The organism is Nonomuraea sp. CX421 (assembly GCF_059358955.1).
Window position 1 is genome coordinate 1 of the sequence record NZ_JCADBK010000033.1, and the last position, 20,171, is coordinate 20,171.

The following is a 20,171-nucleotide window of genomic DNA, read 5'->3' on the forward strand; positions in this document are numbered from 1 at the left end:
GACCGGGTTGATAGGCCGGAGGTGGAAGCATGGTAACGTGTGGAGCTGACCGGTACTAATAGGCCGAGGACTTGACCACAAAGCATTGTGCTTGTGTCGTGTGTGTGCTGCGTTCCGTTACTCTTCGCCGGGTCCGGAACAGCGCCGCGCGCGAAGTTCGCAGGTGTGTTGCTCGCGTCCACTAGGCAATTCTGAGACTGCAAACAGCGTTTGTTGTTTGTGTGTTTCGTAGGGTTACGGCGGTTATGGCGGGAAGGAAACACCCGGTTACATTCCGAACCCGGAAGTTAAGCTTCCCAGCGCCGATGGTACTGCACTCGGGAGGGTGTGGGAGAGTAGGTCACCGCCGGACAATTGTTTGAGAAGGGCTCCACCGTTGGGTGGGGCCCTTCTCGCGTTTCCAGAGCTTTTCAGAGATGGACTCCTGTGAGGGCCTCTTGGGTTATGGGAGGGCACTCTCAAGAGTCTGTCCGGGCCCGGGAAGCTGATGCTGCCGAGGCGTTTCCGAGTCTCACGATCAAGGGCCGTACGGCCATATGTCGCGCCGACTGGCGTGGGGTGGGGAGCGGTCTGTGCTGTCAGTAGGGTTGAGGGGTGGACTATCGTGCGGTTGAACGCGCGATCATGGAACGAGGCGTCGAGTGGCAATTCGAGCCGACGCTCGACAGGATCGCGGCTCTCATGGATCTGCTCGGCTCGCCCCAGCGTGCGTATCCTGTCATTCACATAGCGGGCACCAACGGCAAGACGAGCACGGCGCGACTCACGGAGGCGCTGCTCAAGGAGCGCAATCTGCGCGTGGGGCGCTTCACCAGCCCTCACCTGGTCTCGATGCGGGAGCGCATCACGGTCGACGGCACGCCGTTGAGCGAGGAGCAGTTCGCCCAGGCCTATGAGGAGCTCGCCCCGTACGTCGACCTGAGCGACACGCAGGGGCGGCGCATCCAGTTCTTCGAACTGCTCACGGCCATGGCGTTCGCCGTGTTCGCCGACACTCCGATCGATGTCGCGGTGGTCGAGGCGGGCATGGGGGGATCCTGGGACGCCACGAACGTCGCCGACGGCACGGTCGCCGTCATCACCCCCATCTCGCTCGACCACACCGACCGGCTCGGACCCGATGTGGCCAGCATCGCGGGGGAGAAGGCCGGCATCATCAAGCCTGGTGCCACCGCGGTGCTCGCCCAGCAGGAGCTTGAGGCGGCGGAGGTGCTGATGCGGCGGGCCGCCGACGTGGGCGCGGTCGTCGCTCGGGAGGGCCTGGAGTTCGGCGTGCTCAACCGCGAGATCGCGTTGGGCGGTCAGCTGATGACGCTGCGCGGCCTCAAGGGCGTCTACGACGAGGTGTACCTGCCGCTCCATGGCGCGCACCAGGCGAGCAACGCGGTCACCGCACTGGCCGCCGTGGAGGCGCTGAGCGGCGGTGACGACCCACTCGACATCGAGCTGGTACGGCAGGCGTTCGCGGAGGCGTCGTCGCCGGGGCGGCTGGAGGTCGTGCGGCGCAATCCCACCGTCGTGGTCGACGCCGCGCACAATCCCGGTGGGATGCAGGCCACGCTCGAGGCGATGCACGAGGCGTTCGACTTCGCCAAGCTGATCTGCGTCGTCGCGGTCATGCGCGACAAGGACGTCCACGGGCTGCTCGAGCTGCTCGAGCCCATGGTTGACGAGATCGTCGTCACCAGAAACTCCTCACCGCGGTCGATGACTCCCGAGGAGCTCGCCGCGCTGGCCAGGCCTCTCTTCGGCGAAGATCGTGTACACCTCGTCGAACGCCTCGACGACGCCATCGACAGAGGCATCGCGATCGCCGACGCGCAGGGCGAGTTCAGTGGCACCGGGGTGTTCATCGTCGGCTCCGTGGTGACCGCGGGCGACGCCCGTCATCTGCTGAAGGCGGAAGGCTCATGATGAACTTCCAGGTCACACCCGGTATGCGGCGGCTCGGCGCGAGTGTCCTCGGTATGGAGGCCATCGTCGCCGGCCTGATCACACCGGTGGCGATCAGTGTCGGTGGCGTCGAGCCCGCTCTGGCGGCGACGGTCGGCCTGGGGCTCGCCGTGCTCTGCGTCGTCGCGGCAGGGATGCTCAAACGGCCGATCGGTTACATCGTGGGCAGCGTCGTACAAGTCCTCGCGATCTGTACGGGGTTCCTCGTACCGGCCATGTTCTTCCTCGGGGCGATCTTCACGGCGCTCTGGATCACCGCGATATTCGTCGCTCGCCGTGTCGAGGGCGTGACTTCCCGCTAAAGTCGGCCTACATGGCCGTCCCCCCGATTCAGCGGTCCCCCAGAGCGACAGCCCCGGGACCCACCGCGGGCGTCACGTTCCCGTGGTTGCTCGACACCGTGCTCGCGTTGCTCATCGTGGCGGCGCTCCCGTTGGCGATCGTCGCGATTCCCAACACCGTCTCCGTCGTCGGTGCCCTGCTGCCGGAGGGCTTCGACCGGCTTGAGCTCATGCGGGCTCACGGGCTGGCGCTGCCGGCGATGATCCTGACGGTGCCGCTCGCGTCCGTGGCGCTGGGGCGGATGAGAGTCGCCTACGTCCTGGTCGGCGGGCTCGCGCTGTTGGCGGTGGCCGATGCCGCCGGCGGCTACGCCGGGTCGACCTTCCTGGTCGGCGTCCTGCGCGTGCTCCACGGCATCGGCGCGGGGTTGCTCATTCCGGCCACGCTGGTCGCCGTCTGGCAGCGTCCGCCGGTGCTGCGGGCCATCTGGACCGGCATGCTCGCGTTGAGCCTGCTCGCGGCCCAGGCGCTCGCCCTGTGGCCGCTCGACGGCATCCATGACTGGAAGGTCACCCTCCAGCCGTACCCCATGCTGACCGGCATCGCGCTGGGGCTCGCGGCCGCCTACCTCGTCGTCTGGCAGTTGCACGGCCGCCAGCCCGCGGCAGCACCGCGAGCCAGCGAACGCAGCCGGCTGCTGCTCGCGACCGTGCCCGCGGCGGGCATCTCGGTCCTGGCCATCAGCACCGCGACCGACGACTGGCGGGCCAACCTGGTGATCCTGGTGGCGGTGCTGGCGGTGGGCGCGCTGCTCGCGCTGGCGTCCACCGGCACCCGGGAGGGCCGCACCTTCGCCTACACGATGGTCGCGGTCGGCACCGTGCTGCTGCCCAGCGTCGCCCAGGTGACCTATGTCGAGATGAAGGGGCTGGGCGGGCCGGGGCTGAAGGGGCTGTGGATCCCGTTCGTGGTCGCGGGTTTGCTCGCGGTGGCCGCCGCCGTCGTGGTCCGGCTGTTCGCGGGGGCGGCGACGCGGTGGCTCACGCCCTTGGGGTTGCTGACCATGGTCGTCGGTCTCTGTGCGGTTCGCGTGGTGGTGCCCGCCCAGCAGGGGCTGGTGATGGTCGTGCCGCTCACCTTGCTCGCGGTCGGCGCCGCCGTGGCCGTCACCGCCGCGCTCGGCAGGGCAGGGCTCGGGTCCGCCCTGTTCGGTCTGGCGCTGTGCTTTCCCGGGGTGCTCGCGGGCTATCTGCTCGGCACGGGAGTGCAGATGGCGATGCTGAGAGGGGTGACGTCGACGCAGGAGCTGGTCGACCGGTTCGTGGGCGCTCTGCACCTGTGGGCGTTGATCGGTGGCTTCGTCGTGGTGGTGGTGATCCTCCTGGCCTCGCTTCTGGCACGCCGCGCGTCCGTCTCGGACGACGGCTCCTCTGCCGCCGGCGGCCGGGCGGACGAGATCGATCCCGTACCGGTGCCGGACGAGGCGGTGGCCGTGCCGAGCGGTGAGGACGCCGCGGGGCGGGACGCCTCGGCGTCCGGCGGTCAGCCGGGTATCGGGGTCTCCCGGCGCGGGAAATCGCCGTCCACGGCGGCTGATGCCGCCGTGGAGCCCGCGCACGCGCCAGAGGGTGACGAGTCGACGGGAGTGTTTCCTCGTGTTTCCCCTCCCGTGATCAGCGAGGCCCTCACCTCCAAGGCCGCCGGGGCCGGGATGCCCGCTGGAGGTGGGCGATCGGGGGCCGAGACGTCGCAGGTGGGCGGGACGGAGTCGTCGTCTCAGGGCGAAGGCGGCGTGGGTCATGGAGGCCCGGAAGCGGGCGGCTCCGATGTGACTGATGGTGGTAAGAGGACCGGCGGAGACGCGGAGGCTCGCGGACGCGAGGGAGTGGATTCTCCTGGGGACGTGAAGGCTGGTGCGTTCGCTGACGGGCGTGAGGAGATGCCTCCGGCGAGGTCAGGGGATGAGGAGCCCGGGTCGACCTCTGAGGGCAAGCGGGTTGGGCGGTCCGGAGCCGGGCGGGGAAACGCCGAGGGTGGACGGGGAGCACGCCCGGGGTCTGAAGCGTCGGTGCCGCGCCAGGGTGGACCCGAGCAGGGGGACGCGCCTGAGTCCACGGGCCCGCTGCCGCCGGTGCCACCTCCGACGCCATCGCCGGAGGACAACGGATCTCCGTAGGTCGCGCCGGTCAACGATGATCGTCGCTTCTCAGCGGGGTAATCCTCGTGCGGGACGTGGTGCCTTGGGCGCGGTTGCCGATGCTGGTTCCGGGAGATCGGGGTGCCGTTGTGGACGGTAAGCTGAGCCGCAGCTACAGCCGATGCGAGGTCCTCCGTGCCGCGGAGCGTTCTCACTGGAGTGATCCCGGCGCCCGGTAGCAGCATTCGCGACCCCAGACCCTGTTCGAAGGAGAACCTCAAGTGTCCGAGCGCACTCTTGTCCTGATCAAGCCCGACGGGGTGAAGCGCGGCCTCATCGGTGACGTGATCGCCCGCGTCGAGCGCAAGGGCCTCAAGGTCGTGGCGATGGACCTGCGCACCCTCGACGTCGACACCGCCAAGGCGCACTACGCCGAGCACTCCGAGCGCCCGTTCTTCGGTGAGCTCGTCGAGTTCATCACCTCGGCTCCGCTCGTCGCCATGGTGCTGGAGGGCCCGCGTGCCGTCGAGGCGTTCCGCGCGCTGGCCGGGCTCACGGACCCGGTCAAGTCGCCTCCCGGAACGATCCGCGGCGACCACGCCCTCGAGATCGGCGAGAACGTCGTCCACGGTTCCGACTCGGCCGAGTCCGCCGCCCGCGAGATCAAGATCTTCTTCCCGGACCGTTTCTAGCCGTTCCGGAGGTTCGTCCCTCCCGACCAGGCTTCACAGGTGCCCGCCGGCCACAGTGCCGAGCGGGCACTTCTGCGTTCAAATGGCACTTCTGGGGCGCAGGGGGCATTCGGCCGTAAAAGCGGACTTTACGGAGGGGCGGAAGTTTTTTGCAGGGCGCGTGGGCTCATTCCAAGTACCCCGGGGTACGTACCGTTACGATTCGAATTCGATCCGTAGTCATTATGCGTACGACATTACGGAAGGCTCCGTTCCCCATGGGCAGCAAGCTCGCTTTTCTCGGCCGGGACATGGCCGTCGACCTCGGCACGGCCAACACCTTGGTGTACGTGCGCGGTCGGGGCATCGTGCTGAACGAGCCGTCGGTCGTCGCCATCAACACCGCGACCGGCAAGATCGTGGCGGTGGGGATCGAGGCCAAACGCATGATCGGCCGGACCCCTGGAAACATCGTGGCCGTTCGACCGCTCAAGGACGGCGTGATCGCGGACTTCGACGTCACCGAGCGGATGTTGCGATATTTCATCCAAAGGGTGCATAAGAGGCGCCACTTTGCCAAGCCCCGCATCATCGTCGCGGTGCCCAGCGGCATCACCAGCGTCGAGCAGCGGGCCGTGAAAGAGGCCGGTTACCAGGCCGGTGCCCGCAAGGTCTACATCATCGAGGAGCCGATGGCCGCGGCGATCGGCGCCGGCCTGCCGGTGCACGAGCCGACCGGCAACATGGTCGTCGACATCGGAGGCGGCACCACCGAGGTGGCGATCATCTCGATGGGCGGCGTGGTGACCAGCCAGTCGATCAGGGTCGGCGGCGACGAGCTCGACCAGGCGGTGATCACCTTCGCCAAGAAGGAGTTCTCCCTCATGCTCGGCGAGCGCACCGCCGAGGAGATCAAGATGGCGGTCGGCTCGGCCTGCTCCCTCGGTGAGGAGCCGCACGCCGAGGTGCGCGGCCGTGACCTGGTCAGCGGCCTGCCCAAGACGATCGTGGTGTCCGGCGGGGAGATCCGCAGGGCCATCGAGGAGCCGCTCAACACCATCGTCGACGCGGTCAAGACCACGCTCGACAAGTGCCCGCCCGAGTTGTCCGGTGACCTGATGGACCGCGGCATCGCCCTGACCGGCGGCGGAGCCCTGCTCAAGGGCATGGACGAGCGGATCAAGGCCGAGACCGGCATGCCCGTCCACCTGGTCGAGAACGCCCTCGACTCGGTCGCGCTCGGCTCCGGCCGGTGCGTCGAGGAGTTCGAGGCGTTGCAGCAGGTGCTCGTGCCGGAGTCGCGCCGCTGATGGGAGAGTCGCGCCGCGCCCGGCTGATCCTAGGCACGCTGCTCACGGTGGCGCTGATCATTCTGACCGTCGACCATCGCACCGGTGAGGGGTCGCCGTTCCAGCCGGTGCGGACGGCGGGCGCGTGGTTGTTCGGCGGGGCCGAGCAGGTCGTCGGCACCGTGGGCCGCCCGGTGAGCGGCTTCCTGCACGCGGTGGCGAGCGCCCCCAGCGCCCAGAACGACATCAAGCGACTCCGGGCCGAGAACTCCAGGTTGCGCGCCGGGCTCGACGCGAACCGGCTCGACGCGGCCCGATCCGCGCAGCTCAAGCGGATGCTCGGCCTGGCCGGACGCGGCGGCTACAAGGTCGTGTCGGCCAACGTGATCGCTCGGCGCGGCGCCCCCGGTTTCGAGGACGCGGTCCAGCTCGACGCCGGCACCGACGACGGCGTACGTCCCGAGATGACCGTGCTCAACGGTGACGGCCTGGTCGGCCGCGTCATCCAGGCGTCCCGCAGCACCTCGACGGCGGTGCTCATCAGCGACCGGGCGTCGGCCGCGGGAGCCCGGCTGGAGGGCGGCGAGGAGATCGGGGTCGTCCACGGGGTGGGGGAGAACGGACGCCTCGTGCAGTTCAGGCTGCTCGACTCGACCGCGCCGATGACCCGTGGAGGGCGGATCGTCAGCTTCGGCTCGCAGCGGGGCGCTCCGTACGTGCCGGGGGTGCCGATCGGGGTGATCGAACGGGTCGAGGCGACGCCGGGCGAGCTGACCCGGGTCGCCTTCGCCCGGCCGTACGCCGATCTGACCGCGCTCGACGTCGTCGGCGTGGTCGTGGGCGCGCCCGCGCGCGACCCGAGGGACGCCGTGCTGCCGGAGCGCGGGCGTAAGGAGGGAGCGCGATGATGGCCGTGCTGATCGTGCTGGTCACGGTGCTGGTGCAGGTCATCGTGGTCAACCGGCTGGGTTTGCCCGGCGGTGCCGCGCCCGACCTGGTGCTGCTGGCCGTGGTGGGCGTCGCGATGGCACGGGGGCCGGTCGCCGGCACCGTGATCGGGTTCTGCGCCGGCCTGCTGGTCGACGTGGTGCCCCCGACGGCGCATCTGCTCGGGCAGTACGCGTTTGTGCTGGCCCTGGTCGGTTATCTGGCCGGGCGCGGGGTCGGCAGTCCCGTCACCACCGTCATCGTGTGCGTGCTGATCGCGCCGCTGCTGGCCGCCGGGCTGGGCGGGCTGATCTCCGATCCGCGGGTGACGGTCGCCACGTTGACCGAGCAGATCCCGCTCACGATCGTCTACACGCTGATCGCCTCGCCTGTGGTGATGTGGCTGAACGGGCGTGGCGGGCAGCTGAGGTACGCGGCATGACGCGGATGCGGACCCGGCTGTTCATCCTGCACGTGCTTGTGCTGGCGCTGCTCGTGGTCCTCGCCGTACGCCTCTGGCAGGTGCAGGTGGTGCGCGGGGAGGAGTTCGTGACCAAGGCCACCGAGACCAGGACCCGCGCGGTGATCGTGCCCGCCGTCCGCGGCCAGATCCTCGACTCGTCCGGGCGTCCGCTGGTGCGCAACCAGACCTCGCTGGTGGTCTCGGTCGACCGCAACGCCCTGCTGCGGATGAAGGACGGCGGAGTCGAGGTGCTGCGGAAGCTCAGCACGGTGCTGAACCAGCCGGTCAAGCAGTTGCAGGACCGCATCAGACCGTGCGGGCCGGGCATCTCCAAACCGTGCTGGACCGGGTCGCCGTACCAACCGGTGCCGATCGAGCGCAAGGCCGGCACCCGCCAGGCGCTGCAGATCCTGGAGCGGCAGGAGGAGTTCCCGGGCATCACCGCGGAGATCCAGTCGGTCAGGCAGTATCCGGGCGGCAAGGCCGGCGCGCAGATGCTCGGCTACCTGGGGCCGGTCACCGAGGCCGAGCTGGAGAAGCGCGAAGGGCTGAAGGCCGCGTTCTCCGGGGTGGACCTGGCCGGGCGCGACGGCCTGGAAGAGGTCTACGACGAGGTGCTGCGGGGCAAGTCGGGGCTGCGCAGGGTGCAGGTCGACCGGATGGGCAAGGCCATCGGGGTCGAGCAGCAGGTGCCGTCGCTCGCCGGCGATCACCTGATCACCAGCATCGACGCGCGCCTGCAGGAAGTGGTGGAGGGGGCGCTGCACAAGGCGATGAAGGGCGCGCCGCAGGCCGACGGCGGCGCGGCCGTGGTGCTCGACGCGCGCACGGGGCGGGTGCTGGCGCTGGCCAGCGCGCCGAGCTACGACCCCGCCGTCTGGGCCCACGGCATCACCACGACCGGCTACAAGCGCCTGCTGTCGGAGGAGTCGGGCAAGCCGCTGGTGTCGCGGGCCATCAACGGGCAGTTCGCGCCCGGCTCGACGTTCAAGGTGTCGTCGGTGGCGGCGATGCTGCGGGCCGGCTATCCGCTCAACGGCACCTACGACTGTCCCGGCTCCTACATGGTGGGCGACCGGGCGTTCAACAACTTCCGCGGCATCGGTCTGGGCACCCTCTCGCTGCACACGGCACTGGTCAAGTCATGCGACACGATCTTCTACCGGTCGGCGTACGAGCAGTATCTGCGCGACGGCGGACGCAACCCGAAGAAGAACGCGAAGGAGGTGTTCGCCAACACCGCGCGGGCGTTCGGATTCGGTAAGCCGACCGGCGTCGACCTGCCGGGAGAGTCGTCAGGGCGCATCCCCGACCGGGCCTGGAAGAAGAACATGTGGGCCCTGACCAGCGCCACCAACTGCAAGCGGGCGCAGACGGGCTATCCGGAGGTGACCGACGCCGCACGGGCGGCGTTCCTCAAGCTGCTGGCCCAGGAGAACTGCGCCGAGGGGTTCGTGCTGCGGCCCGGCGACTCGGCCAACTTCTCCATCGGGCAGGGTGACGTGCTGGTGACGCCGCTCCAGCTGGCCAGGGCGTACGCGGCGCTGGTGAGTGACGGCAAGGTGCGCAGCCCGCGCATCGGATGGGCGCGGGTGCGGCCCGACGGCACGCTGGTCGAGAGGTACGACGTGCCGGTGGTGGGCAGGCTGCCGATCAGCGAGAAGGAGCGCCTCTACATCAAGAACGCGCTCAGCCAAGTGCCCTCCGACGGCACCGCGGCCGGCGCGTTCAGCGGGTTTCCGATGGACAAGATCAGCATCGGCGGTAAGACTGGCACCGCGGAGGTCTGGGGCAAACAGGACACCTCCTGGTTCGCCTCGTTCGCGCCCACCGGCAATCCCCGGTTCGTCGTGGTCGCCATGGTCTCCCAGGGCGGGATGGGCGCGCAGACCGCGGCACCGGCCGTACGGGAGATCTATGAGGGGATCTACGGCATCAAGCGGCAGGCCGTGCTGCCCGACGGCAAGCCCGCCGCCAAGCTGCCGAAGTTCTCGCCGGACGGGACGGTGGCGGGCGGATGACCACGCGGGCGGTGGCGGGCGGGCGGCGGTCGTTCGCCAGGCGGGCGGTGGGAGCGCAGTCGGCGGTCTGGCGGCTCGACGGCGTGATGCTGGTCGCGGTGGCCGCGCTCTGCGTGATCGGCACGCTGCTGGTGTGGTCGTCGACCAGGACCTGGGCGCCCGGCTCGACCGGACTGGTCAAGAAGCACATTCTCAACCTGCTCATCGGCACGCTGCTGTGCGGCGCGGCGGCGATGATCGACCACCGGGCGATGCGCGCCTATTCGCCGCTGGTGTTCCTGATCAGCCTGGCCGGTCTGGTCATGGTGGTCACCCCGCTGGGCGCCACGATCAACGGGTCGCACTCGTGGATCCTGCTCGGCGGCGGGTTCGCGGTGCAGCCGTCGGAGTTCGCGAAGCTGGGCCTGTTGTTGATCATCGCGATGCTGCTCGCGCAGCCCGCCGAGGGCAGTGACCGGCCGCGCGACCTCGACGTGATGCTGGCGCTGGTGGCCGCGCTGCTGACGATGGGGCTGGTGATGTTGCAGCCCGACCTCGGCACCGCGCTGGTGCTCGCGGTCATCACCGCCGCCGCGCTGATCATCGGTGGGGTGCGCAAGCGGTGGATCGCCCTGCTGGTGCTGGTCGCGAGTGCCGGGGTGTTCTCGGTGTTCCACTTCCAGATGCTGGAGCCGTACCAGGTGGCGAGGTTCACGGCCTTCATCGACCCGGGAGTCGATCCGCGCGGCGTCGGCTACAACAGCACGCAGTCGCTGATCGCGATCGGCTCGGGGCAGTTGTTCGGCAAGGGGTTGCTGGGCGGCGGGCAGACCACCGGCAGGTTCGTGCCCGAACAGCACACCGACTTCATCTTCACCGTCGCGGGGGAGGAGTTCGGATTTCTCGGCTCGGTCACCATCGTGCTGCTGCTGGGCGTGGTGCTCCTGCGCGGCCTCAAGATCGCGAGGCAGTGTGACGACCGGTTCGGCATGCTGGCCGCCGGGACGATCGTGTGCTGGTTCGCGTTCCAGACGTTCGTCAACGTGGGGATGACGATCGGGATCATGCCGATCACCGGCCTGCCGCTGCCGTTCGTGTCGTACGGCGGCACCGCGACCTTCGCCAACCTGATCGCGGTCGGGATCCTCCAGTCGATCCGGATCAGGGAGCAGTCGTTTGACTAGAAATGTCCGAGTCCTCGGACCTGCCATGCTCTGACCGCCGCTACGCTGGGTTTCATGCCTGTCGAGTCGATATTCCACCGCCTGGAAGCGCTCCTGCCCAAGGTGCAGAAGCCCATCCAGTACGTCGGGGGTGAGCTCAACTCGACCGTGAAGGACTGGGACTCCGCCGACGTTCGCTGGGCGCTGATGTATCCCGACGCCTACGAAGTCGGGCTGCCCAACCAGGGTGTCGCGATCCTTTACGAGATCCTCAACGAGCTGCCCGCGACCCTGGCCGAGCGCACCTACGCCGTCTGGCCCGACCTTGAGGCGCTGATGCGTGCCGAGGGCGTGCCACAGTTCACCGTCGACGGCCACCGCCCGGTGCGGGCCTTCGACGTGCTCGGCGTGTCGTTCTCCACGGAGCTCGGCTACACCAACATGCTGACCGCGCTCGACCTCGCGGGCATCCCGCTGATGGCCGTCGATCGCGGTGAGGACGACCCGATCGTGCTGGCGGGCGGCCATGCGGCCTTCAACCCCGAGCCGATCGCCGACTTCCTCGACGCGGCCGTGCTGGGTGACGGCGAGCAGATCGCCATCGCCATCAGCGAGGTCATCCGCGAGTGGAAGGCCGAGGGCAGGCCGGGCGGTCGCGACGAGCTGCTCATGCGGCTCGCCGAGTCGGGCGGCGTCTACGTGCCCAAGTTCTACGACGTCGACTACCACCCCGACGGCCGGATCAAGCGGGTCGCGCCCAACCGGCCCGAGGTGCCGTGGCGGGTTCACAAGCACACCGTCATGGACCTCGACGAGTGGCCCTACCCGAAGAAACCGCTGGTGCCGCTGGCCGAGACCGTGCACGAGCGGTTCAGCGTGGAGATCTTCCGCGGCTGCACCCGGGGCTGCCGGTTCTGCCAGGCGGGCATGATCACCCGGCCGGTGCGCGAGCGGTCGATCACCACGATCGCCGCCATGGTCGACAACGGCGTCAAGGAGTCCGGCTTCAACGAGGTTGGCCTGCTGTCCCTGTCGTCCGCCGACCACTCCGAGATCGGCGAGGTGGCCAAGGGCCTGGCCGATCGTTACGAGGGCACCAACACCTCGCTGTCCCTGCCCTCGACCCGGGTCGACGCCTTCAACATCGACCTGGCCAACGAGTTCTCCCGGAACGGCCGGCGCTCAGGGCTGACGTTCGCGCCCGAGGGCGGGTCCGAGCGGATGCGCAAGGTGATCAACAAGATGGTCACCGAGGAAGACCTGATCCGCACCGTCACCACCGCCTACTCCCAGGGCTGGCGGCAGGTGAAGCTCTACTTCATGTGCGGGCTGCCCACCGAGACCGACGAGGACGTGCTCGGCATCGCCGACCTGGCCAAGAAGGTCATCAAGGCGGGCCGCGAGGCCACCGGCTCGCGCGACATCCGCTGCACCGTGTCCATCGGCGGTTTCGTGCCCAAGCCGCACACGCCGTTCCAGTGGGCGAGCCAGGCCGACCACGAGACCGTCGACCGGCGGCTCAAGGCACTGCGCGACTCGTTCAGGGGCGACCGCGAGTACGGCAGGGCCGTCGGGTTCCGCTACCACGACGGCAAGCCGTCCATCGTGGAGGGCCTGCTCTCGCGGGGCGACCGCAGGGTCGGCGCGGTGATCAGGGCCGTCTGGGAGGACGGCGGTCGTTTCGACGGGTGGAGCGAGCACTTCTCCTATCAACGCTGGATGACCTGCGCCGAGAAGGCCGGCGTCGACATCGACTGGTACACCGTGCGCGAGCGGGCGGAGAACGAGATCCTGCCCTGGGACCACCTCGACGCCGGGCTCGACCGCGAGTGGCTCTGGCAGGACTGGCAGGACGCCGTCTCCGGGGGCGAGGTCGAGGACTGCCGGTGGACACCGTGCTACGACTGCGGGGTCTGCCCGACCATGGGCACGGAGATCCAGATCGGGCCCACAGGGCGCAAACTGCTGCCTCTCACGGTGGTCTGACCGCGCTCGGTGGCCGGTCCGTGCCCCGCCGTACATGATCCTGGTCCTGCGGGCCCGGGAGCGGCATATCCTGAGACGAAGGAACTCTGAACACGGGAAGGACGACACCGCTCTGAAACCTGTTCCCGATGGGCCTCCGCCCGCGCCTACGGTGCAGCGCCTGCGTGTGCGCTACGCCAAGCGCGGCCGCCTGCGCTTCACCAGCCACCGCGACATCTCGCGAGCCGTCGAACGGGCGGTTCGTCGGGCCGGCATTCCGGTGGCCTACAGCGCGGGATTCTCACCTCATCCGAAGATCTCCTACGCGGGGGCCGCGCCGACCGGCGTGGCCAGCGAAGCCGAATACCTCGAGATCGGCGTCACCACGCCGTGCGACCCCGAGCGTGTCCGGGCCGACCTGGACGGCTCGCTGCCGCCCGGTCTCGACGTGCTCGTCGTGCTCGACGCCGCCGAGGCGGGCCCCGGGGGGCTGGCCGACCGCCTGGAGGCTTCCGAGTGGGAAGTCCGGCTGCCTGGTGCGGATCGCGAGCTCGCGGAGGTGGCGGTCGAGAAGTTCCTCGCCGCCGACACCGTGGAGGTCGAGCGCCTCACCAAGAAGGGCCCGCGCCGTTTCGACGCGCGCGAGGCCGTGCTGAGGCTCGTGATGCCCGAGGGGACAGAGAGAACCGCAGCTCAAGTGCCCGGACAGTCGTGTGTCATACTGCGCATGGTTGTTCGGCACATGACTCCTGCCGTTCGACCCGACGATGTGCTCACAGGGCTGCGCCTTGTGGCCGACTTCGCGCCGCCGGTCCCCCCCGAGGTGACCAGGCTGGCGCAGGGGCCGCTCGACGCCAGCACTGGTGCGCTTGCCGACCCGTTCGACCTTGACCGCGAGACCACGCGCGGCGGCGAAGCGGGACCGGCGGGTGAGCACGTCGTCGGCTAAGGGAGTGCCTTGCGTGAGCCGGGCACGACCGCTGACAGGACTTGGCGCCCATGCCCCCCTGGCGGGGGCGCGGGCGAACAACGAGACACGATGGCTCCTGCGCGGCGCGGCGACGCGCCCGGGGGCTGACGGGAGAGCGCCCGCATGCTCGAGAACGAGCCCAACACCGGGGCCACTGGCCCCGACGGCGAAACATCTGAACAGAACAAGGTGACCAGGCGTCGCCGGGCCGCGAGCCGGCCGGCGGGGCCGCCACCGGAGATCTCCGACGAGCCCGTTCCCGCGCCCGTGACCGTCACGGCGGCGCAGGCGGTGTCCGCCCCGGCGGAGCAGCCGGTCCAGGCTCCACCTCAGGGTCCGGCCGAACCGGCCGCGGCCGTCGAGAGCCCGGTCGAGGCCGCGGTCGCGGCGGCAGTCGAGGAGGCGCCCAAGCGCACGCGGACGCGGTCGACGGCCACCACGCCGCGCCGCCGCGCCACCAAGAAGGCAGCCGAGTCCGAGGTGGCCGAGTCCGAGGTCGCCAAGCCTGAGGTCGCCAAGCCTGAGGTCGCAGAGCCCGAGCCGGTGGCCGAGCCCGAGGCGGCCACCGTGGTGACGGAGGTGGCCGAGCCGGCTCCGCGCCGCCGTAGCCGCAAGAAGGCCGAGCCCGTCGCGGCCGCCACGGTCGAGGAGAGCCCGCCGGAGGAGGACATCCTGGAGGTGCTGCCGGAGGACGAGCCGCTCGACGACGAGCCCGCCGGCGAGGACCTCGACGAGGACCTCGACCGGCCCAGCCTGCTGTCCGACCCGTTCGGCCTGTCGGTGCGCCGCCAGGACCAGCCCGGCACCGCCTTCCAGCGCCCGGCGGCCATCTTCGCGCCGCTGTTCCAGGCGCCCGACCCGACCCAGGCCAAGCCCGTACGCCCCGAGCCGGAGCCGGTCGCCGAGCAGGAAGAGGAGCCCGCCGACGAGACCGTCACCGACGACGAGGGCGCGGAGGACGAGGACGAGGGCGAGGGCGGCAGCCGCCGCCGGCGCCGCCGCCGTGGCGGCAGGGGACGCGGCAAGGCGCGTGAGCGTGACGAGTCCGATGAGTCCGACGAGTCCGAGGACGAGGGCGAGGGCGACGAGGAGCAGGCCGAGGAGTCGCGGGAAGAGGAGACGACCGGGTCGCGCCGCCGTCGCCGCCGTCGCCGTCGCGGTTCCGAGGAGGTGGCCGAGCCCGCGGTCGACGACCCGCCCAACACGGTCGTGCGCATTCGCGCGCCCCGCGCCGGCCGGGCCGCCTCGCACGACGTCTCCGCCGACGGCGTGCAGAGCGTGCGCGGCTCCACCAGGCTGGAGGCCAAGAAGCAGCGCCGTCGTGAGGGCCGGGAGCTGGGCCGCAGGCGTCCGCCGATCATCACCGAGTCCGAGTTCCTGGCCCGGCGCGAGTCGGTCGACCGGATGATGGTGGTGCGCCGCCAGGGCGACCGCACGCAGATCGCGGTGCTGGAGGACGGCGTCCTCGTCGAGCACTACGTCAACCGCGAGGCCAGCCAGTCCTACGTCGGCAACGTCTATCTCGGCAAGGTGCAGAACGTCCTGCCGTCGATGGAGGCGGCGTTCGTCGACATCGGCAAGGGCCGCAACGCCGTCCTGTACGCCGGCGAGGTCAACTTCGACACCGCGGGCCTGGAGGGCCAGCCGAAGCGCATCGAGGTGGCGCTGAAGTCCGGCCAGTCGGTGCTCGTCCAGGTCACCAAGGACCCGATCGGTCACAAGGGCGCCCGCCTGACCTCGCAGATCAGCCTGCCCGGCCGCTACCTCGTGTACGTGCCGGACGGCTCGATGACCGGGATCAGCCGCAAGCTGCCCGACAAGGAGCGCACCCGGCTCAAGAGCATCCTGAAGAAGGTCATGCCGGAGAACGCGGGCGTGATCGTGCGCACCGCTGCCGAGGGCGCCTCGGAGGACGAGCTCGCCCGTGACGTGGCCCGGCTGTCGGCCCAGTGGGAGAACATCCAGAAGAAGGCCAAGTCGGCCAGCCCGCCCGAGCTGCTCTCGGCCGAGCCCGACCTGACCGTCCGCGTGGTGCGTGACGTCTTCAACGAGGACTTCACCTCGCTGGTCGTGCAGGGTGAGGGGGCCTGGGAGACGGTCGACGAGTACGTCAACTACGTCGCGCCGCACCTGGCCGAGCGGCTGACGCGCTGGGACTCCGAGCAGGGCGACGTGTTCGAGGGCCACCGGATCGACGAGCAGCTGGCCAAGGCGATGGAGCGGAAGGTCTGGCTGCCGAGCGGCGGCTCGCTGGTGATCGACCGCACCGAGGCGATGACCGTCGTCGACGTCAACACCGGCAAGTTCACCGGGCAGGGCGGCAACCTCGAGGAGACCGTCACCCGCAACAACCTGGAGGCGGCCGAGGAGATCGTCCGCCAGCTCCGGCTCCGCGACATCGGCGGCATCATCGTCATCGACTTCATCGACATGGTGCTGGAGTCCAACCGCGACCTCGTGCTGCGGCGGCTGCTGGAGTGCCTGGCCCGCGACAGGACCAAGCACCAGGTGGCCGAGGTGACGTCGCTGGGTCTCGTCCAGATGACCCGTAAGCGGGTCGGACAGGGCCTCCTGGAGGCGTTCTCGACGCCGTGCGAGTGCTGCAACGGCCGGGGGCTCATCGTCTCCACGGAGCCGGTGGAGGCCAAGCCGGAGCCGCGTGGCACGCAGGGCAAGATGGCGGTCGAGAAGGCGGTGTCCGAAAAGGTCTCCGCGGCGAAGGACTCGGCCGGTCGTGATACTGTGACCGATGCGCTTGAAGACGTCCCGGTCGAGGACGACCAGGCCAGTCAGACTTCCGGCAGAGGGCGGCGACGCTCCCGCCGAGCCAAGTCCGCCGACTAGCCAAGCGCTGCTTGGCGGACTGTCCGACGATCCGCCGGTTCGCCTAGGGCACCGTTAATCCGGTATTCTAGGGGATCGGTGCGTCAGGTGACGTGCCCTGTTGGCGCGCCCACTAGGTTCGTTGGGTTTTCAGACAGGACTCGGGTGTGGGCGCAGCACTCGGCGGTCAATGGCCGTTCCTCCGGGATGGCCGAGGTTGCAACAGCAGACAGCAGAAGGGTTCCGCGGTGTACGCGATCGTTCGTTGCGGCGGCAGGCAGCAGAAGGTCTCCGTCGGTGACGTCCTCGAGGTGGACAAGGTCGCCGGCGAGGTCGGCTCTTCGGTTTCGCTGCCGACGGTGCTCGTCGTCAACGACGGCGATGTGACCACGGAGGCGGGTAAGTTCACGGTCAGCGCCGAGATTCTCGGCGAGACCAAGGGCCCCAAGATCCGCATTCTCAAGTACAAGAACAAGACCGGTTACAAGAAGCGCCAGGGGCACCGCCAGCGGTACACCCAGGTGAAGATCACCGGTATCGACCAGGCCTGATTCGGAGTTTGAGAGATGGCACACAAGAAGGGCGCGTCGTCCACCCGGAACGGCCGTGACTCCAATGCTCAGCGCCTGGGCGTCAAGCGCTTCGGCGGCCAGCTGGTCAACGCGGGCGAGATCATCGTCCGTCAGCGTGGCACCCACTTCCACCCCGGCGACAACGTCGGCCGTGGTGGCGACGACACGCTGTTCGCGCTGGCCGCGGGTCACGTGCAGTTCGGCGTCAAGCGCGGCCGCAGGGCCGTGAGCATCGTCCCGGTCGCGGAGTAATCCGCCACCGGAGAGCGTTGACAAGGGGTGGATCGGTGCGATCCACCCCTTTTCGCGTTCGTAGTCCCCTTTGCGTGGTTCGGAGACCGGCGGGTTCGCGGTCCGAGACGGGCGGACGTGGGGCTGAGGCATCAGAGGAGAAGCCCCGTCAGGGGCGTAAGGGAGAGGCGGAAATGCCGGACTTCGTGGACCAGGTGGTTCTGCATGTCAGGGCCGGTGACGGAGGAAACGGCTGCGCCTCCATCCACCGCGAGAAGTTCAAGCCCCTCGGCGGCCCCGATGGAGGCAACGGCGGGCGGGGCGGTGACGTGATCCTCGAGGTGGATCCCAACACCGCGACCCTGCTCGACTACCACCGCCGCCCGCACCGCACCGCCCACAACGGCAAGCAGGGGCAGGGGTCCAACCGCGACGGCGCCAATGGCCCCGACGTCGTCCTGGCGGTGCCCAACGGGACCGTGGTCAAGGACGCCACCACCGGGGAGGTGCTGGTCGACCTCATCGGCGTCGGCACCCGCTACGTGATCGCGCAGGGCGGGCACGGCGGGCTGGGCAACGCCGCGCTGGCCTCCACCAAGCGCAAGGCGCCCGGGTTCGCGCTGCTCGGGGAGCCCGGTGACGCGCTCGACGTCATGCTGGAACTCAAGAGCGTGGCCGACGTGGCCCTGGTCGGCTTCCCCAGCGCGGGCAAGTCGTCGCTGATCGCCGCGTTGAGCGCCGCCCGGCCCAAGATCGCCGACTATCCGTTCACCACCCTCATCCCCAACCTCGGCGTGGTGACGGCGGGCGAGACCGTGTTCACCGTCGCCGACGTGCCGGGGCTGATCCCGGGCGCCTCCCAGGGCAAGGGGCTGGGGCACGAGTTCCTGCGACACGTCGAGCGGTGCGACATGCTCGTGCACGTCATCGACTGCGCGACCATGGAGCCCGGCCGCGACCCCGTCACCGACTTCGAGGTGATCGAGGCCGAGCTGCACGCCTACGGCAAGCTCGAGGGCCGGCCGCGGATGGTCGTGCTGAACAAGGCCGACGTGCCCGACGCGCGTGAGCTGGCCGACCTGGTCAAGTCCGACTTCGAGCAGCGGGGGCTGCGGGTGTTCACGATCTCCGCCGCCACTCACGCCGGGCTGCGCGAGCTGACCTACGCGATGGGCGAGTGGGTCGCCGCGGCCCGGGCCGCCAAGCCGGTCGAGGAGCCCACGCGGCTCGTGATCAGGCCCAAGCAGCTGGGCGAGGCCGGGTTCTCGGTGCGCCGGGTCAACGACAACCTGTTCCAGGTCACCGGCGAGAAGCCCGAACGCTGGATCAGGCAGACCGACTTCAGCAACGACGAGGCCGTCGGTTACCTGGCCGACCGGCTGGAGCGGATCGGCGTGGAGGAGGAGCTGGTCAAGGCCGGCGCCACCGCGGGGGCCGAGGTGGTCATCGGGCCCATGGAGGGCGGCTACGTCTTCGACTGGCAACCCACTCTCAACGCCGAGTCCGTACGCCAGGGGCCACGGGGTTCCGACAGCAGGCTGGCGTAGGAGTTTCGAGGGTTAGGCAGGGGTTTCGTCGTGCGAGATCGGATCAGTGCAGCGTCGAGGGTGGTCGTCAAGGTCGGCTCCTCGTCGCTCACCACACCCCAGGGCGTGATCGACGTCGACCGGGTCGACGCGCTCGTCGACGTCCTGGCCGCGCGCCGGCGGGCCGGGACGCAGATCGTGCTGGTCTCCTCGGGAGCGATCGCGGCCGGTCTCGGCCCGCTGGGGCTGTCCGCACGGCCACGCGACCTGGCCACACAGCAGGCCGCCGCCTCGGTCGGCCAGGGCGTGCTCGTCGCGCGCTACACCTCCTCCCTGGCCCGCTACGGCCTGCGTGTCGGCCAGGTGCTGCTGACCGCCGACGACATGATGCGGCGCGCCCATCACGCCAACGCCCAGCGCACCCTCAACCGGCTGCTCGAGCTCGGCATCATGCCGATCGTCAACGAGAACGACACCGTCGCCACCGACGAGATCCGGTTCGGCGACAACGACCGGCTGGCGGCACTGGTCACCCACCTGATCCACGCCGACGCCCTGGTGCTGCTGTCCGACGTCGACGCGCTCTACGACGGGCCGCCGAGCCGGCCCGGGGCCCGGCGGCTGGCCGAGGTCCGCGGGCCCGAGGATCTCGCCGGGGTCGAGCTGGGCAGGAACGGCGCCGCCGTGGGCACCGGCGGGATGGTCACCAAGGTGCAGGCGGCGCGCATCGCCACCGGCGCCGGGGTGCCCGTGGTGCTGACCGCCGCCGCCCACGCGGCGCAGGCGCTGGCCGGAGCCGACGTCGGCACCTATTTCCATCCCGGCGGGCGCCATCCCGGCACCCGGCTGCTGTGGCTGGCGCACGCCACGACCGGGCGCGGGCGGCTGCTCCTCGACCACGGCGCGGTCGAGGCCATCGTGGGCCGGCGCATGTCGCTGCTGCCGGCCGGGGTGACCTCGGTGGAGGGCGAGTTCGCCGCCGGCGACCCGGTGGACCTGTGCGGCCCCCACGGCGGCGTGGTCGCCCGGGGCCTGGTCAACTTCGACGCGGGTGAGATCCCCGGGCTGCTGGGACGGTCCACCCGCGAGCTGGCCAGCGAGCTCGGTCCGGAATATGAACGCGAGCTGATCCATCGTGACGACATCGTCATACTGGAGTCCCACAGCTAGCCGCTCGCCTAGGCGAGACCAGGAGAAGC

General features: G+C 69.8%; 16 protein-coding genes and 2 rRNA genes. All 18 read left to right on the top strand.

Features of this window, described 5'->3' with window-relative positions; genetic code table 11:
- Nucleotides 1-79: ribosomal RNA gene (locus AC5L3X_RS35565) — 23S ribosomal RNA — on the top strand; the annotation flags it as partial.
- 156 nt (nt 80-235) lie between these two features.
- Nucleotides 236-352: ribosomal RNA gene (gene rrf, locus AC5L3X_RS35570) — 5S ribosomal RNA — on the top strand.
- Between the two features lie 272 nt (nt 353-624).
- Nucleotides 625-1,914 (top strand): bifunctional folylpolyglutamate synthase/dihydrofolate synthase, encoded by a 1,290-nt coding sequence (locus tag AC5L3X_RS35575; protein ID WP_494863022.1) that lies wholly within the window; start codon nt 625-627, stop codon nt 1,912-1,914.
- Nucleotides 1,911-2,255 (top strand): DUF4233 domain-containing protein, encoded by a 345-nt coding sequence (locus tag AC5L3X_RS35580; RefSeq protein WP_494862934.1) that lies wholly within the window; start codon nt 1,911-1,913, stop codon nt 2,253-2,255. Before AC5L3X_RS35575 ends, AC5L3X_RS35580 begins: the two co-directional genes overlap by 4 nt.
- An 86-nt stretch (nt 2,256-2,341) precedes the next feature.
- On the top strand, nt 2,342-4,411 hold the full coding sequence (locus tag AC5L3X_RS35585) for an ICP22 family protein (RefSeq protein ID WP_494862936.1): 2,070 nt from the start codon (nt 2,342-2,344) through the stop codon (nt 4,409-4,411).
- Nucleotides 4,412-4,653: 242 nt separating this feature from the next.
- A complete protein-coding gene (gene ndk, locus AC5L3X_RS35590; RefSeq protein ID WP_189129154.1) occupies nt 4,654-5,064 on the top strand; it encodes a nucleoside-diphosphate kinase in 411 nt (136 codons plus the stop codon).
- Nucleotides 5,065-5,321: 257 nt separating this feature from the next.
- Complete coding sequence (locus AC5L3X_RS35595) at nt 5,322-6,353, top strand: rod shape-determining protein (RefSeq protein WP_189129155.1); 1,032 nt, start codon at nt 5,322-5,324, stop codon at nt 6,351-6,353.
- Nucleotides 6,353-7,240, top strand: a complete 888-nt coding sequence (gene mreC / locus AC5L3X_RS35600; protein WP_494862937.1) for a rod shape-determining protein MreC — start codon at nt 6,353-6,355, stop codon at nt 7,238-7,240. The genes AC5L3X_RS35595 and mreC overlap by 1 nt, the downstream gene beginning before the upstream one ends.
- Nucleotides 7,237-7,701, top strand: coding sequence for a rod shape-determining protein MreD (gene mreD / locus AC5L3X_RS35605; RefSeq protein ID WP_189129157.1), 465 nt, complete (start codon nt 7,237-7,239; stop codon nt 7,699-7,701). The genes mreC and mreD overlap by 4 nt, the downstream gene beginning before the upstream one ends.
- On the top strand, nt 7,698-9,743 hold the full coding sequence (gene mrdA, locus AC5L3X_RS35610) for a penicillin-binding protein 2 (RefSeq protein WP_189129158.1): 2,046 nt from the start codon (nt 7,698-7,700) through the stop codon (nt 9,741-9,743). Before mreD ends, mrdA begins: the two co-directional genes overlap by 4 nt.
- On the top strand, nt 9,740-10,906 hold the full coding sequence (gene rodA / locus AC5L3X_RS35615) for a rod shape-determining protein RodA (RefSeq protein ID WP_494862938.1): 1,167 nt from the start codon (nt 9,740-9,742) through the stop codon (nt 10,904-10,906). Before mrdA ends, rodA begins: the two co-directional genes overlap by 4 nt.
- Before the next feature lie 54 nt (nt 10,907-10,960).
- Complete coding sequence (locus tag AC5L3X_RS35620) at nt 10,961-12,871, top strand: TIGR03960 family B12-binding radical SAM protein (protein ID WP_494862940.1); 1,911 nt, start codon at nt 10,961-10,963, stop codon at nt 12,869-12,871.
- A gap of 151 nt (nt 12,872-13,022) precedes the next feature.
- Nucleotides 13,023-13,799 carry a TIGR03936 family radical SAM-associated protein gene (locus AC5L3X_RS35625; protein WP_494863024.1) on the top strand — a complete coding sequence of 259 codons (777 nt, stop codon included), beginning with the start codon at nt 13,023-13,025 and terminating at the stop codon, nt 13,797-13,799.
- Between the two features lie 144 nt (nt 13,800-13,943).
- Nucleotides 13,944-16,664 (top strand): Rne/Rng family ribonuclease, encoded by a 2,721-nt coding sequence (locus AC5L3X_RS35630; RefSeq protein WP_494862941.1) that lies wholly within the window; start codon nt 13,944-13,946, stop codon nt 16,662-16,664.
- A 227-nt stretch (nt 16,665-16,891) separates the two neighbouring features.
- Complete coding sequence (rplU, locus tag AC5L3X_RS35635; protein ID WP_049575732.1) at nt 16,892-17,194, top strand: 50S ribosomal protein L21; 303 nt, start codon at nt 16,892-16,894, stop codon at nt 17,192-17,194.
- A gap of 15 nt (nt 17,195-17,209) precedes the next feature.
- A complete protein-coding gene (gene rpmA / locus AC5L3X_RS35640) occupies nt 17,210-17,467 on the top strand; it encodes a 50S ribosomal protein L27 (RefSeq protein ID WP_012893687.1) in 258 nt (85 codons plus the stop codon).
- 173 nt (nt 17,468-17,640) lie between these two features.
- Nucleotides 17,641-18,993 (top strand): GTPase ObgE, encoded by a 1,353-nt coding sequence (gene obgE / locus AC5L3X_RS35645; protein ID WP_494862943.1) that lies wholly within the window; start codon nt 17,641-17,643, stop codon nt 18,991-18,993.
- Between the two features lie 30 nt (nt 18,994-19,023).
- Nucleotides 19,024-20,142 (top strand): glutamate 5-kinase, encoded by a 1,119-nt coding sequence (gene proB, locus AC5L3X_RS35650; RefSeq protein ID WP_225264254.1) that lies wholly within the window; start codon nt 19,024-19,026, stop codon nt 20,140-20,142.
- Nucleotides 20,143-20,171: the final 29 nt, after the last annotated feature.